This window comes from Paramesorhizobium leguminum, assembly GCF_003217235.1.
Lineage (GTDB): Bacteria > Pseudomonadota > Alphaproteobacteria > Rhizobiales > Rhizobiaceae > Paramesorhizobium > Paramesorhizobium leguminum.
Map to the genome: position 1 here is coordinate 280,164 of NZ_QJTF01000001.1, position 14,079 is coordinate 294,242.

General features: G+C 61.0%; 15 protein-coding genes. 11 read left to right on the plus strand and 4 right to left on the minus strand.

The genetic code is table 11. From position 1 onward, the window contains the following. Positions 1-146: 146 nt before the first annotated feature. Both tldD and C7477_RS01420 read right to left on the minus strand, forming a co-directional pair. Positions 147-1,559: a metalloprotease TldD gene (gene tldD, locus C7477_RS01415; RefSeq protein WP_110748012.1), complete on the minus strand. Its 1,413-nt coding sequence runs from the start codon at positions 1,557-1,559 to the stop codon at positions 147-149. Positions 1,560-1,751: 192 nt separating this feature from the next. Beyond that, positions 1,752-2,300, minus strand: coding sequence for an invasion associated locus B family protein (locus C7477_RS01420; RefSeq protein ID WP_110748014.1), 549 nt, complete (start codon positions 2,298-2,300; stop codon positions 1,752-1,754). A gap of 435 nt (positions 2,301-2,735) precedes the next feature. Here C7477_RS01420 and coxB point away from each other — a divergent pair, with 435 nt between their 5' ends. From coxB to rnhA, 11 genes are all read left to right on the plus strand, one after another. Then, entirely contained in the window at positions 2,736-3,590 is an 855-nt protein-coding gene (coxB, locus tag C7477_RS01425; protein ID WP_483474996.1) for a cytochrome c oxidase subunit II, read from the plus strand. Positions 3,591-3,711: 121 nt separating this feature from the next. Next, positions 3,712-5,364, plus strand: coding sequence for a cytochrome c oxidase subunit I (ctaD, locus tag C7477_RS01430; protein WP_110748017.1), 1,653 nt, complete (start codon positions 3,712-3,714; stop codon positions 5,362-5,364). A gap of 105 nt (positions 5,365-5,469) precedes the next feature. Beyond that, positions 5,470-6,408 (plus strand): heme o synthase, encoded by a 939-nt coding sequence (locus C7477_RS01435; protein WP_110748020.1) that lies wholly within the window; start codon positions 5,470-5,472, stop codon positions 6,406-6,408. Beyond that, complete coding sequence (locus tag C7477_RS18855) at positions 6,405-6,575, plus strand: hypothetical protein (RefSeq protein ID WP_181418309.1); 171 nt, start codon at positions 6,405-6,407, stop codon at positions 6,573-6,575. Before C7477_RS01435 ends, C7477_RS18855 begins: the two co-directional genes overlap by 4 nt. 186 nt (positions 6,576-6,761) lie before the next feature. Then, positions 6,762-7,364, plus strand: coding sequence for a cytochrome c oxidase assembly protein (locus C7477_RS01440; RefSeq protein ID WP_110748148.1), 603 nt, complete (start codon positions 6,762-6,764; stop codon positions 7,362-7,364). 61 nt (positions 7,365-7,425) lie between these two features. Beyond that, entirely contained in the window at positions 7,426-8,304 is an 879-nt protein-coding gene (locus C7477_RS01445) for a cytochrome c oxidase subunit 3 (protein WP_110748023.1), read from the plus strand. Between the two features lie 202 nt (positions 8,305-8,506). Further along, positions 8,507-8,893, plus strand: a complete 387-nt coding sequence (locus tag C7477_RS01450; protein WP_110748024.1) for a DUF983 domain-containing protein — start codon at positions 8,507-8,509, stop codon at positions 8,891-8,893. Further along, entirely contained in the window at positions 8,890-9,645 is a 756-nt protein-coding gene (locus tag C7477_RS01455; RefSeq protein WP_110748027.1) for an SURF1 family protein, read from the plus strand. The genes C7477_RS01450 and C7477_RS01455 overlap by 4 nt, the downstream gene beginning before the upstream one ends. A gap of 221 nt (positions 9,646-9,866) precedes the next feature. Further along, positions 9,867-10,868, plus strand: a complete 1,002-nt coding sequence (gene ispH / locus C7477_RS01465; RefSeq protein WP_110748029.1) for a 4-hydroxy-3-methylbut-2-enyl diphosphate reductase — start codon at positions 9,867-9,869, stop codon at positions 10,866-10,868. Between the two features lie 147 nt (positions 10,869-11,015). Further along, positions 11,016-11,996, plus strand: a complete 981-nt coding sequence (locus tag C7477_RS01470) for a homoserine kinase (RefSeq protein ID WP_110748032.1) — start codon at positions 11,016-11,018, stop codon at positions 11,994-11,996. Further along, positions 11,993-12,469 (plus strand): ribonuclease HI, encoded by a 477-nt coding sequence (rnhA, locus tag C7477_RS01475; protein ID WP_110748035.1) that lies wholly within the window; start codon positions 11,993-11,995, stop codon positions 12,467-12,469. Before C7477_RS01470 ends, rnhA begins: the two co-directional genes overlap by 4 nt. A 194-nt stretch (positions 12,470-12,663) precedes the next feature. Here the strand turns inward: rnhA and C7477_RS01480 are convergent, their stop codons facing one another. Next, the gene (locus tag C7477_RS01480) at positions 12,664-13,149 is read right to left on the minus strand and encodes a peroxiredoxin (RefSeq protein WP_110748038.1); all 486 of its coding nucleotides are present in this window, start codon (positions 13,147-13,149) and stop codon (positions 12,664-12,666) included. 57 nt (positions 13,150-13,206) lie between these two features. Continuing rightward, positions 13,207-13,992, minus strand: a complete 786-nt coding sequence (locus C7477_RS01485) for a protein-disulfide reductase DsbD domain-containing protein (RefSeq protein ID WP_110748040.1) — start codon at positions 13,990-13,992, stop codon at positions 13,207-13,209. Positions 13,993-14,079 lie beyond the last annotated feature (87 nt).

Below are 14,079 nucleotides of genomic sequence, written 5' to 3' on the forward strand. Positions count from 1 at the left end.
ATCGTTACAGACAAAAATCGGATTATTGTCTGTAACACAAAGGTTACAGACAGTAAACGGCTTTTTGTCTGTAACCTTAAGAGGCTGTGAAAATCTGGCGCGCACCCGGTATATGTAATTTCTGGTTTTACTTATACAGCCGCCCCTCAAACCGCCGTGCCGCCCACCGTCATCTGATCCATGCGCAGATGCGGCTGGCCGACGCCGACTGGCACCCATTGGCCGCCCTTGCCGCAATTGCCGGTGCCGGTGTCGAGCTTCATGTCGTTGCCGACCATCGAAACGCGGTGCATGGCGTCCGGGCCGTTGCCGATCAGCATCGCGCCCTTCAGCGGCGCGCCGATCCTGCCGTTTTCGATCATGTAGGCCTCGGTGCAGCCGAACACGAATTTGCCCGACGTGATATCCACTTGCCCGCCGCCGAAGGAAACGGCGTAGATGCCGTTCTTGACCGAAGCGATGATCTCTTCCGGTGTCTTGTCACCGGAGAGCATATAGGTGTTGGTCATGCGCGGCATCGGCACATGGGCGTAGGATTCGCGCCGTCCGTTGCCAGTCGGCTTCATGCCCATCAGCCGGGCGTTCTGCCTGTCCTGCATATAGCCGACGAGCTTGCCGTCCTCGATCAGCACCGTATGGTTGGAGGGGGTGCCCTCATCATCGACCGTCAGCGATCCGCGCCGCTCAGCCAATGTTCCGTCATCGACCACGGTGACGCCCTTGGCCGCGACCTGTTGTCCGAGAAGTCCGGCGAAGGCGGAGGTCTTCTTGCGGTTGAAATCGCCTTCCAACCCATGCCCCACCGCCTCATGCAGCATCACGCCCGGCCAGCCATTGGCCAGCACGATGTCGAAGGTGCCGGCGGGGGCGGGGATCGCTTCAAGATTGACCAATGCCTGGCGCAGCGCCTCGTCGGCGGCATGGCGCCAGCTGTCGCTGGCGATGAAATCGCCGAAACCCTTGCGCCCGCCCATGCTGTAGGAGCCCGATTCCTGCCGATCGCCATTGCCCGCCACCACGGAAACTGAAAGGCGCACCTGCGGGCGGATGTCGCGCACGAAATGACCGTCGGCGCGCAGGATCTCCACATGCTGCCACGATGCGCCGAGCGACACGGACACCTGCCGGACCTTCGGGTCCTTGGCGCGCAAATAAGCGTCGATTTCCTGCAGCAGCTTCACCTTGGCTTCGAAGCCGGGGCTGCCGAGCGGGTTCTCGTCGCCGTAAAGGCTGCGATTGGTGCCGGGGGGAGGGGCGGCATAGACGCCGGAATGACCCGTCGCGACCGCCGAGGCCGCATCCGCCGCCCGCTTCAGCGCGGCGAGAGAAAGTTCGCCCGCATGGGCATAGCCCACCGCTTCGCCCGCAACCGCGCGCAGGCCGAAACCCTGTTCCTGGTTGAAAGAGCCGGTCTTCAGCCGCCCATTGTCGAAAACGAGCGATTCCGCCTCGCGATATTCGACGAAGAGTTCCCCGTCGTCGCTGCCCCTGAGGCTATCAGCCACGGTCTTGCGGATATCGTCGGGGGAGACGTCGAAACTGTCGATCAGGCTTTTCATGGGGCTCATCCGTTCTTGTCGTTGTGAGCGGATGTAAGGTGTTGGGACGGTTGGGGCAACCCTCCCCCTTGCGGGGAGGGTCGGCGCGGAGCGCCGGGGTGGGGGTGGTGAAGGATGGAGCGCAATCGTCTCCACCCCCATCCGCCCGCTTCGCGGGCACCTTCCCCGCAAGGGGGAAGGAGGGTGCCAAGCTTAGGGCAGCTTGTCGAACCCTTCGCCGAACCCGTTCAACTCTACCGGAATGCCGATGCCTTCCTCCGGCGTCTGGAAGACGATGAAGGTGGCGGCCTTGCCGGTGCGCAGGGTCTGGATCAGCTGATCTTCCAGGATCACTTCCGCATAGCAGCCATCCTCGAAGCAGCGCACGAAATAGGCGCGGCCGATATCCTTGCCGTCCACATTGAGGCCGAGCCCGTTGGGAAGCAGCACGCCGAGCGGCGCCAGAACGCGCAGGATGCGCGCCTTGTTATCCGCCGTCTTCAGCACCACCACCGAGAGGCCCACTTCCGGCCGGTCGGCGGCAACCACGTTCTGGATCAGGGCGCATTGCTCTGTCTTGGCGCCCGCCGGCGTATCGCACAGGATAGACCATGCGCCATGCTGCGAGCGCATGGTGCCCTTCTGCTGCGGCGCGGCTGCGGTGGCTGGCTGATTCTGTTGGGCGAAAGCAGTTATCGGCGCGATCGCCGTGAGAAGCGTTGCGGCCGCAGCAAGACGCAGGACAAAGGTACGAAGGGTCATGAAAGCTCCAGGTCGAATCACTTGAGACGTTAACGCGCTGCGCCGGGTATGGAAAGAAGACACTTGATTAGCCCGTGCGGGCAAAACATGGCTGGATTATGGGCTGATGCATTTCCTTCCCCCTTGCGGGGAAGGTGCCCGCGGAGCGGGCGGATGGGGGTGGTGACGATTGTACTCTATCCTTCACCACCCCACCCCGGCGCTCCGCGCCGACCCTCCCCGCAAGGGGGAGGGCAAGTCCCGCCATCCTCATGCACAACAAAACGCGCAAAAATGCCGCATGGGATCATGTTCGCCTTCCTTGCGGCGCGGGATAATGTGTGGTTTGAACACGGCAAGGTAAACTGGGCGTGAGGAGTGGCGCCCAGCGAGACGATATGGAAGCAAGGCCTGCAATCGGGAGATATCCAGGTGAATAAGAATATTGTCACGTCGATGAGTGCTTTGGGGAGCGCTCTCGCGGTGCTCTTTACCAGCCAGGCCGCCCATGCGGACCAGCCGAAGCCCTGGGAATACCGGTTTCAGGATGCGGCCACCGGCATTGCCCAGCAGATCCATTGGTTCGAGCGCTATACGCTCTGGTTCATCGTCCCGATAACGGTTCTCGTCCTTCTGCTTCTGCTCTGGTGCATCGCGCGCTATCGCGCCGGCGCCAATCCCGAGCCGTCCAAGGTCAGCCACAACACGCTGGTCGAAATCGTCTGGACCGTCGGCCCGGTGATCGTGCTTCTGTTCCTTGCCATCCCTTCCTTCCAGCTTCTGACCGCGCAATATTCTCCCGATGAGCCGGGTCTGACCGTCAAGGCGACGGGCTACCAGTGGTACTGGGGCTATGAATATCAGGTCGACAACCCTGTGACCTTCGATTCGCTGCTGCTGCAGGATGCCGACCGCGCCGGCGCCGGCAAGGAAGATCGCGCTGTCTATCCGCGCCTTCTGGCTGTGGATAACGAGGTGGTGGTTCCCATCGATACGACGGTTCGCCTTCTGGTGACGGGCGCCGATGTCATCCACTCCTGGGCGATGCCCGCTTTCGGCGTCAAGATGGACGCCGTCCCCGGCCGCATCAACGAAACCTGGTTCAAGGCCGACAAGCCCGGCCTTTACTACGGCCAGTGCTCGGAGCTTTGCGGCAAGGACCATGCCTTCATGCCCATCGCCGTGCGCGTCGTCTCTCCGGACCAGTACAACACCTGGCTGGCGGCTGCCCGCAACGATCTGCAGGGCGCCAACAAGGCTTTGATGGCCTCCGTCGAGGCGAACAAGAACGTGACTGTGGCCGGCAACTGATCCGGCTGTCATAGAAGGGAATAGGGGAATAAGGGAGTAGGGGAGTAAGGGGGCAAAAAACATATTCCCTTACTCCCCTATTCCCCTACTCCCTTTAAATAGAGAAAACGGGAGCGATCTCATGGCAGGCACTGCTGCTCACGCGGCCCACGACGACCACAAGCCGCATGGCTGGGTCCGCTGGGTCTATTCGACGAACCACAAGGATATCGGCACGCTCTACCTGATCTTCGCGATCATGTCGGGCATCATCGGCGGCGCGCTGTCGATCGCCATGCGAGCCGAGCTGCAGGAGCCCGGCATCCAGATTTTCCAGGGCCTCGCCTCCATGGTGTACGGCGTCAGTGCCGACGCGGCGCTTGATGCCGGCAAGCAGATGTTCAACGTGTTCACCACGGCGCACGCGCTGGTCATGATCTTCTTCATGGTCATGCCCGCGCTGATCGGCGGCTTCGCCAACTGGATGATCCCGCTCATGATCGGCGCGCCTGATATGGCGTTTCCGCGCATGAACAACGTTTCATTCTGGCTGCTGCCCCCGGCGCTGCTGCTCGTCATCATCTCCATGTTCGTGCCGGGCCCCGCCGGCGCATGGGGAGCGGGCGGCGGCTGGACGATGTATCCGCCGTTCTCGACATCCGGCCAGCCCGGACCGGCGATGGATTTCGTCATCCTCGGCCTGCATATCGCCGGTGCCTCGTCGATCCTCGGCGCGATCAATTTCATCACCACGATCCTCAACATGCGCGCCCCCGGCATGACGCTGCACAAGATGCCGCTCTTCGCATGGTCCGTGCTGATCACCGCCTTCCTGCTGCTGCTGTCGCTCCCCGTATTGGCGGGCGCCATCACCATGCTGCTCACCGACCGCAATTTCGGCACGACCTTCTTCGCGCCTGATGGCGGCGGCGATCCGATCCTGTTCCAGCACCTGTTCTGGTTCTTCGGCCATCCGGAAGTCTATATTCTCATCCTGCCGGGCTTCGGCATCGTCAGCCACATCATCTCGACCTTCTCGCGCAAGCCGGTGTTCGGATATCTGGGCATGGCCTATGCGATGGTCGCCATCGGCGTCGTCGGCTTTATCGTCTGGGCCCACCATATGTATACGGTTGGCCTCTCGCTCGACACGCAGCGCTATTTCGTCTTCGCGACGATGGTGATTGCGATTCCGACGGGCATCAAGATCTTCTCCTGGATCGCAACCATGTGGGGCGGCTCGCTGACCTTCCGCACACCGATGGTCTGGGCAATCGGCTTCATCTTCCTCTTCACCGTCGGCGGCGTCACGGGCGTCCAGCTCGCCAATGCCGGGCTCGACCGCGCCCTGCATGACACCTATTATGTCGTCGCGCACTTCCATTATGTGCTGTCGCTCGGCGCCGTCTTCGCCATCTTCGCCGGCTGGTACTACTGGTTCCCGAAGATGTCGGGCTACATGTACAACGAATTCGTCGGCAAGCTGCATTTCTGGGTCACTTTCATCGGCGTGAACCTGGTCTTCTTCCCGCAGCATTTCCTGGGACTTTCGGGCATGCCGCGCCGTTATATCGATTATCCGGATGCGTTCGCCGGCTGGAATCTGGTATCGTCCTACGGTTCCTACATCTCCGGCTTCGCGGTGCTGATCTTCCTCTACGGTGTGTTCGAGGCATTCGCCAAGAAGCGCGAGGCGGGAGCCAATCCATGGGGCGAAGGCGCGACGACGCTGGAATGGCAGCTTTCCTCACCGCCGCCGTTCCACCAGTGGGAACAGCTGCCGAGGATCAGGTAAGGCAATAGGGCAGTAAGGGAGTAAGTGAGTAGGGGAACAGGTTTTTGCCAACATACTCCCTTATTCCCCTACTCACTTACTCCCTTGATGAAGAGGCCCAGACCCATGTCCCTAGTTGAGCAAAACGGCAAAAACGGCGCCCGCCTTTCCGAGGCGCGCGCGAGTGATTACCTCGCGCTTCTCAAGCCGCGGGTGATGTCGCTCGTCGTCTTTACCGGGCTGGTGGGTCTCATGGTCGCGCCTGGTCATGTGAACCCGGTGCTGGGCGCCATCGCCATTCTCTGCATCGCCGTTGGCGCCGGCGCGTCTGGCGCGCTCAACATGTGGTACGATGCCGATATCGACGCCGTGATGAAGCGCACCCGCAACAGGCCTATTCCTGCGGGAATCATCTCGCGCGAGGAAGTGCTGGTCTTCGGCCTCGTCCTCTCGGCATTTTCGGTGATGGTGCTGGGCCTGTTCGTCAACTGGCTCGCGGCAGCGCTTCTCGCCTTCACCATCTTCTTTTACGTCGTCGTCTATACGATGTGGCTGAAGCGCTCCACGCCGCAGAACATCGTCATCGGCGGCGCGGCAGGCGCGTTTCCGCCTGTCATCGGCTGGGCCGCCGCAACCGGTACGATCGGCTGGGAGAGCCTCGTTCTTTTCGCGATCATCTTCCTGTGGACGCCGCCGCATTTCTGGGCGCTTTCGCTGTTTACCACCAACGACTACGCCGCCGCCCGCGTGCCGATGATGCCGAATGTGCATGGCGAGGCTTCGACCAAGCTGCAGATCCTGATCTATACGCTCATCGTCGCGCCGGTCGGCGTGCTGCCCTGGGCGATGGGCTTCGCCGGGCCGGTCTATGGCGTCGTCTCCTTGGGCCTGGGCCTTACGTTCATCGCCTATGCGTGGGGGCTGTGGCGCGCATCGTCGGCGGAAGCCGCATTGAAAAGCGCAAAGAAACTTTTCGGCTTCTCCCTTCTTTATCTCTTCGGCCTGTTCGCGGTCCTCCTCGGCGAGACAATCGCGCGCAGCATCCCGCACTGGATAGGCGCATGAACATGACGGATACGGAACTGGAAACCATCAGCCAGAGCGACAAGCAGAAGAAGGCCCAGCGCAACCGCTCCGTGGCCCTCGGCATCGCGCTCGGGCTTTTCGTCCTGATTGTCTATGTCGGCACATGGGCAAAGCTGGGTGCCAATGTGTTGGCAAGGCCGTTGTAGGGAGATTTTTGTTGCTGGGATCGCGCGCCATTTGCCCCTCACCCTTACCCTCTCCCCGCAAGCGGGGCGAGGGGGGCATAGACGTTGCCACCTCTTCCTTCTCCCCGCGTGCGGGGAGAAGGTGCCGGCAGGCGGATGAGGGGCATCCAGCTAGTGTTTCCATCTCAGACTGTGCTGGGTGATTCCATGACGGGGGAGAAACAAGCAACAACCCACCGCTCCAACCGCCGCGTCGCCGCCGCGTGCGTCGTCTTCTTCACGTCTATGGTCGGCGCGGCCTATGCCTCCGTGCCGCTGTACCGGATGTTCTGCCAGGTGACGGGCTATGGCGGCACGACGCAGCGGGTCGAGCAGATGTCGGATGTGATCCTCGACCGCACGATCAATGTCCGCTTCGATGCCAATACCTCCGGCGCGCTGCCATGGGATTTCAAACCGGTCGAGCGGCAGGTGACGCTCAAGATCGGCGAGACGAAGCAGATAAGCTATGCAGGCCGCAATCTGGCGGCCAATCCGACATCGGGCCGCGCCACCTTCAACGTGACGCCGGAGCGTGCGGGCGCCTATTTCAACAAGGTGCAGTGCTTCTGCTTCACCGATACGACATTGCAGCCGGGCGAGCAGATGGACATGCCGGTCGTGTTCTTCGTCGATCCAGAGATCGTCAACGACCCGGACCTGAAGGATTTAAGGACGATCACGCTTTCCTATACGTTCTTCCCCATTGACAAGCCGCAGCCTGTCGCGCAAAGCGCGAAAACTGGGGCAGGGAAAAGCGGAAAGTTATAGAGTTAGAGCCAGCTCCGCCTCCGGGCGAAGCGGGGGATGAAGATGAACCTTGGGGATTGAAATGGCTGACGTCCACCAGAAAAATCACGATTATCATATCATCGATCCAAGCCCGTGGCCGTTTCTGAGTTCCATGGGCGCATTCGTGCTGGCGCTCGGCGGCATCGCCTATATGCGCTGGCTTAACCAGAGCGACCTGCATCTTTTCGGCATCAATTTTGTCGGCCCGTGGCTGTTCGTCATCGGCCTCATCCTTGTGCTCTACACCATGTATGGCTGGTGGTCGGCGGTGATCAAGGAAGGCCGCGAGGGTCATCATACCCGCGTCGTGGCGCTGCACCTGCGTTATGGCATGATCATGTTCATCGCCTCCGAGGTGATGTTCTTCGCCGCTTGGTTCTGGGCCTATTTCGATGTGAGCCTGTTCCCCAACGAGGCGCATCAGGTTGCCCGCGCCGCGTATACCGGCGGCGTCTGGCCGCCTAAGGGCGTCGAGGTTCTCGATCCGCTGCACCTGCCGCTTTACAACACTGTCATCCTGCTTCTGTCGGGCACGACGGTCACCTGGGCGCACCATTCGCTCCTGCATAACGACCGCAAGGGTCTGATCTGGGGCTTGGCCCTCACGGTTGCGCTCGGCCTGTTGTTCTCGTCGGTTCAGGCCTATGAGTACATGCACGCTCCGTTCGAGTTCAAGAACTCGATCTACGGCGCAACCTTCTTCATGGCGACCGGCTTCCATGGTTTCCACGTCATCGTCGGCACCATCTTCCTGGCGGTCTGCCTGATCAGGGCCATGCGCGGCGCCTTCACGCCGACAAACCATTTCGGCTTCGAAGCGGCTGCCTGGTATTGGCACTTCGTCGACGTGGTGTGGCTGTTCCTCTTCTTCGCAGTCTACGTCTGGGGCGGCTGGGGCGCACCGATGGCGGAGGGCTGAGGCGGCTCGGCGCGCGCCCTCCTTCCCCCTTGCGGGGAAGGTGCCCGCGTAGCGGGCGGATGGGGGTGGTAAAGGCAGTGCGCTACGGATCGGCGTTAGGATGTAACCGTCACCACCCCCACCCGGCCTTACGGGCCACCCTCCCCGCAAGGGGGAGGGAGGGCGCGAATCGGTCCAGCGACCCGCCCTTCAAGGAAGTTTCATGCCCGACATCCAGCCCTCCCATCCCCCAGTCGACCCCATCCGCGCCGGCATCCTAGGCCGCTGCCCGCGCTGCGGTGAAGGCCGGCTGTTCGAGGGCTACCTGAACACCGCCAAGAGCTGCAACAAATGCGGGCTGGATTATTCCTTCGCCGATTCCGGCGATGGCCCGGCTGCCTTTGTCATCCTCATCGTCGGCTTTCTCGTGGTCGGCCTCGCGCTCTGGATGGAAGTGGCGCTCAACCCGCCGCTATGGGTACATTTCATTCTCTGGGTCCCGCTGGCGATTATCCTGAGCCTCGCTTTCCTGCGCTGCATCAAGGGCATCCTGATCACCCTGCAATATAGCAACAAGGCGGCGCAAGGCCGTCTGGACGATAGCAAATGAACAGGGCAATCCAAACAAACCAGCGCGGTTCTGAAATGGGGTTTCCCTGGGCAGTCGCAATTCTGAGCCTTGCCGCCTTCTGCCTCCTGATCGCCCTTGGAACCTGGCAGGTCGAGCGCCTCCGCTGGAAGGAGACGCTGCTGGCAACAATCAAGGAGCGCGTCGCTTCTCCGCCTCGACCGCTTGATCAAATCGAGGCGCTTTATGCCAAATCCGGCGATGTTGAATATTGGCCGGTGAAGGCAACAGGCCGCTTCCTCAATCAGGACGAGCGCCATTTCTTCGCCACCCACCAAGGCCAATCCGGTTTTTACATCTATACGCCATTGCAAATGGCCGATGGCCGGGCCGTCCTCATCAATCGCGGCTTCGTCCCCTATGACCGCAAGAATGCCCCGACGCGAGTGGAGGGCCAGGTCGCCGGCGAAGTGACAGTAACAGGTCTTGCCCGCTATCTCTTGAAGGGGAAGCCGTCCTCGCTGGTGCCGGACAATGACCCGGCCAAGAACATGTTCTACTGGAAGGATTGGGCGGCAATGGTGGAGACGGCGGGCCTCGATCCCGCCAGAACTGTTCCTTTCTTCATCGATGCCGATACCGCGCCCAATCCGGGTGGGCTCCCCGTCGGCGGCGTCACCATCATCGATTTGCCCAACAACCATTTGCAATACGCCGTCACATGGTATGGTCTGGCGCTGGCTCTCGCCGCCGTCACGGGTGTGTGGTTCTGGCGGCGGGGCCAAAGGGGTTGAGTAGGTTTGATAGTGAGCTTGTCATCCCACCCCCCTCTGCCCTGCCGGGCATCTCCCCCTCGCGGGGGGAGATTAGCTGACACGAACCATGCTACTCATTTTTCAACGTCTGCGATTTGTGCCGACATCCATGAAGGCGTAATCTCCCCCCGCGAGGGGGAGATGGCTGGCAAGCCAGAGGGGGGTGGGATGAAAGCCTCGACATGAAACAAGGTTCAAGAATGATCGCTAAACAACCCCTCACCATCCGCCTTTGCGGCCCGCGCGGCTTTTGTGCCGGTGTGGACCGGGCGATCCAGATCGTGGTTCTCGCGCTGAAGAAATACGGCGCGCCGATCTATGTCCGCCATGAGATCGTGCATAACCGCTACGTCGTCCAGGGCTTGCAGGCGAGGGGGGCGGTTTTTGTCGAGGAACTGGACGAGATCCCTGAGCAGCATCGCGGCCAGCCTGTCGTCTTCTCCGCCCATGGCGTGCCGAAATCGGTGCCGGAGGATGCAATGGCGAAGAATCTTTTCTATCTCGACGCCACCTGTCCCCTGGTGTCGAAGGTGCACAAGCAGGCCATGCGGCATCAGCGCCTTGGGCGGCATGTCATCCTGATCGGCCATTCCGGCCACCCGGAGGTCATCGGCACCATGGGCCAATTGCCGGAGGGATCGGTCACGCTCATCGAGACGATAGCGGATGCGGAAGCCTATCAGCCGGAGGACCCGTCGCGCTTGGGTTTCGTCACCCAGACCACGTTGTCCGTCGATGATACCGCCGGCATCGTCGCCGTCCTGCAGCGCCGCTTTCCGGAGCTGACCGCGCCCGCCGCCGAATCGATCTGCTATGCCACGACCAACCGGCAGGACGCGGTGAAGGCGGCAGCCAGCGGCTGCGACCTGTTCCTCATCGTCGGCGCGCCCAATTCATCCAATTCCAAGCGGCTGGTCGAGGTCGCCGAGCGCGCCGGCGCGCGCCAGGCTATGCTGGTGCAGCGCGCCGCCGATATCGAATGGGAATTGGTCGGCGACATTTCGGTCGTCGGCCTGTCCGCCGGCGCATCCGCGCCGGAAATCATCGTAGACGAGATCATGGAGGCCTTTTCAGACCGCTATGAGGTCACGATCGAATTGGCGGAAACGACCATCGAGACGGAGAATTTCCTCGTCAACCGCGAGCTGCGCGATGTCGAACTGACGCCGCGAGACATGGCGTTTGTGAATGGAGAGAGATAGGAATAGTGAGCGGTGAACAGTAAGCAGTGAGCAGACCGCTCTTCCGGCTTTCCAGCTCACAGCTCACAGCTCACAGCTCACAGCTCACAGCTCACAGCTCACAGCTCACAGCTCACAGCTCACTGTTCACTATTTTACTGGATTCCCATGGCAGTCTACACCGACATCAACGAAATCGAGCTTGCCGCGTTTCTGGATGGATACGATATCGGCTGCCTTCTTTCCTACAAGGGCATTGCCGAGGGCGTCGAGAATTCCAACTATCTCCTGCATACCGACAAGGGCTCGTTCATCCTGACGCTCTATGAAAAGCGAGTGAACCGGAACGATCTTCCGTTTTTCATCGGGCTGATGCAGCATCTGGCGCAAAAGGGGATAGACTGCCCCTTGCCGGTCCATCGCAAGGATGGCGCGACGATCGGCGAACTCGCCGGAAGACCGGCGGCCATCGTCACCTTTCTGGAGGGCATGTGGATGCGCCGTCCAACGGTGGCTCATTGCCATGCCGTGGGCGACGCGCTGGCACGGATGCATTTGGCGGGGCTGGATTTCTCCATGCGACGCGAAAACGCGCTGTCCGTTTCCGGCTGGCGTCCGCTGTGGGACAACGCCAAGGACCGCGCCGACGAGGTGGAGCCGGGACTTGGGGCGGAAACAGAAGCCGATCTCGCCTTTCTCGAAGCCAGCTGGCCTGCCAGCCTTCCGGGCGGCGTGATCCATGCCGATCTTTTCCCCGACAACGTCTTTTTTCTGGGGGATCGGCTTTCCGGCCTCATCGATTTCTATTTCGCCTCCACCGATCTTCTCGCCTATGATCTGGCGGTCTGCCTCAATGCCTGGTGCTTCGAGAAGGATTTCTCCTTCAACCTGACGAAGGGAACCGCGCTCCTTCGTGGCTACACCTCGGTTCGCCCGCTTGGTGAGGAAGAGGCGGCTGCGCTCCCGGTACTGGCCCGCGGCGCGGCGCTGCGCTTCATGCTGACCCGGCTTTATGATTGGCTCAACGTTCCCGATGGCAGCTTCGTCGTGAAAAAAGACCCGATGGAATATGTCCGCCGCATGCGCTTCCACCGCCAGATTAATTCGGCCGCCGAATATGGCCTTGCATTAAATAAGGAAATTAAATGAAGACGGTTGAAGCTTTCACCGATGGCGCGTGTTCGGGCAATCCGGGGCCGGGCGGCTGGGGCGCGGTCCTGCGCTGGAACGGCACCGAGAAGGAGCTTTCAGGCGGCGAGCCTGACACGACCAACAACCGCATGGAACTGATGGCGGCGATCTCCGCGCTCGCCTCGCTGAAGGAGCCTTGCGAGGTGCAGCTTTATACCGACAGCAAATACGTCATGGACGGCATTTCCAAATGGATTCATGGCTGGAAGAAAAACGGCTGGAAGACAGCGGACAAGAAGCCGGTGAAGAACGGCGAGCTATGGCAGGCGCTGGATGAGGCCAACCGTCGCCATAAGGTCACTTGGCATTGGGTGAAGGGCCACGCCGGTCATCCGGAGAATGAGCGGGCCGACGCACTCGCGAGGGCTGGAATGGCGCCGTTCAAGCGGGGAGGGGCGAGGGTTTCTGCGGGGGCTGGGTTTGCTGAATAGCGCTGCTGGGTGATGCTGGTGGCGCCAAGTGCCCCTCACCCTTACCCTCTCCCCGCATTGCGGGGAGAGGGAGACGTAAACGCCGCACCTCGTCCTTGTGCATAAGCGCCAGCGGGGACGGCCCCTCTCCCCGTTTTACGGGGAGAGGGTAAGGGTGAGGGGCACTTGGCGCCGCGCAAAAGGCAGTGCAATTTTTAAAGCTGCGTCAGCAACGCCGCCGCGCCAGATGTCACCGCCTGTCCCGGCTTCTCCTCGATATTGAGCGCCTTCACCACACCATCGTCAACGATGGCCGAATAGCGCTTGGAACGCGTGCCCATGCCGCCGCCCGACATGTCGCCATCGAGCCCCATGGCCTTGGTGAAGGTGGCATTGCCATCGGAAAGATAAACGATCTTGCCTTCCCCGCCGGTGCTCAGCGCCCAGGCGCCCATGACGAAGGGGTCGTTCACCGCCACCACAGCCACCGTATCCACGCCCTTCGCAATGATGGCATCGTAATTTTCCAGATAGCCGGGCAGGTGGTTTAGGCTGCAGGTGGGGGTGAATGCGCCGGGAACCGCGAACAGCACGACCTTCTTGCCGTTGAAGAGCTCGTCGCTGGTCATGTCCTTGATGCCATCGGACGTTTTGACCTTGAATGTCGCCGCCGGAATCTTGTCGCCAACCTTGATCGTCATGAAAGCTTCTCCCTGCAAATATTGGATGGCCTAGACATAAGGTCTGCCTCCTTTCCGTCAAGGCAATTCCACCGTTCCTGATACGGACCGGTCGCCTTGGACCAGCGTATAGTCGATCCTTGCAGGCCTATCCGAAGCGCCGCGCAGGATTTTTGCTGAAAAGCTGTCCCCCTTATATGCCGGTGTTGAGAATGCCATGGAGCCGCTGGCGAGAAACACCTGCGCTTGATCGTCCATTGATGGCAGCCGGACGTCGAAAACCGCGTTTCCATCCTTGCGTTGCGCCTGCGCTATTCCGAATTCCGGCGAGGCGGGTTCAGGCAGCCGGTCGAAGGCGGCGTTGACCAATGTATGCGCGAGGGGATCGCTTGTCCCCGGTATAACCGCAAGATCGAACTCCGCCTGCACGGGAATGCAGATTGTCTCGCATACCCCTAAAAAGACATGGCCTTTGACACGGGTCGGCGCATTCGTTTCTTTAAGCTCGAACGTGACGGGAAGCAGGACGGAGCGCTTGTAGCCGGCCCATTCGGTTCGCCCCTCATGAAAACGCTGCGGCGCGGGAAAGAGGATCTCGCTCTTCTCCACATTGCTGCTTCCCGTGAGGTCGATCTGCGGCGGCACGCCTGCGTCGCCCGGATCGCGCCAATAGGTTTTCCACCCATCGGCAAGGTCGATCTGGATCGCGCCGCGCAAAACTTTGTCCGGATGCGACGGAACACTGAGCAGCAACCGCACCTTGCCGCCCATTGCCTCCACGAAAGGGGAGGACGCGGCATGGCCGGCGCCCGGCGAAAGGATTATTGCGAAGAGGGCGGCGAGGAGAAAAATTCGGCTTTTCATGGACGGAAAGTGACCTGAAACGGTTGCCCGATCAAGTCGTCCATTAACAAGAATAAACCGCGTTCACGGAAATTCCTTTGCCATTTG

Bases quoted from the DNA above. Each gene is read 5' to 3' on its own strand.
- C7477_RS01470 (WP_110748032.1), top strand. From the start codon at position 11,016: ATGGCAGTCTACACCGACATCAACGAAATCGAGCTTGCCGCGTTTCTG.
- C7477_RS01485 (WP_110748040.1), bottom strand. From the start codon at position 13,992: ATGAAAAGCCGAATTTTTCTCCTCGCCGCCCTCTTCGCAATAATCCTT.
- coxB (WP_483474996.1), top strand. From the start codon at position 2,736: ATGAGTGCTTTGGGGAGCGCTCTCGCGGTGCTCTTTACCAGCCAGGCC.
- C7477_RS01440 (WP_110748148.1), top strand. From the start codon at position 6,762: ATGACGGGGGAGAAACAAGCAACAACCCACCGCTCCAACCGCCGCGTC.
- C7477_RS01480 (WP_110748038.1), bottom strand. From the start codon at position 13,149: ATGACGATCAAGGTTGGCGACAAGATTCCGGCGGCGACATTCAAGGTC.
- C7477_RS01455 (WP_110748027.1), top strand. From the start codon at position 8,890: ATGAACAGGGCAATCCAAACAAACCAGCGCGGTTCTGAAATGGGGTTT.
- tldD (WP_110748012.1), bottom strand. From the start codon at position 1,559: ATGAAAAGCCTGATCGACAGTTTCGACGTCTCCCCCGACGATATCCGC.
- ispH (WP_110748029.1), top strand. From the start codon at position 9,867: ATGATCGCTAAACAACCCCTCACCATCCGCCTTTGCGGCCCGCGCGGC.
- C7477_RS18855 (WP_181418309.1), top strand. From the start codon at position 6,405: ATGAACATGACGGATACGGAACTGGAAACCATCAGCCAGAGCGACAAG.
- C7477_RS01420 (WP_110748014.1), bottom strand. From the start codon at position 2,300: ATGACCCTTCGTACCTTTGTCCTGCGTCTTGCTGCGGCCGCAACGCTT.
- C7477_RS01435 (WP_110748020.1), top strand. From the start codon at position 5,470: ATGTCCCTAGTTGAGCAAAACGGCAAAAACGGCGCCCGCCTTTCCGAG.
- rnhA (WP_110748035.1), top strand. From the start codon at position 11,993: ATGAAGACGGTTGAAGCTTTCACCGATGGCGCGTGTTCGGGCAATCCG.
- C7477_RS01450 (WP_110748024.1), top strand. From the start codon at position 8,507: ATGCCCGACATCCAGCCCTCCCATCCCCCAGTCGACCCCATCCGCGCC.
- C7477_RS01445 (WP_110748023.1), top strand. From the start codon at position 7,426: ATGGCTGACGTCCACCAGAAAAATCACGATTATCATATCATCGATCCA.
- ctaD (WP_110748017.1), top strand. From the start codon at position 3,712: ATGGCAGGCACTGCTGCTCACGCGGCCCACGACGACCACAAGCCGCAT.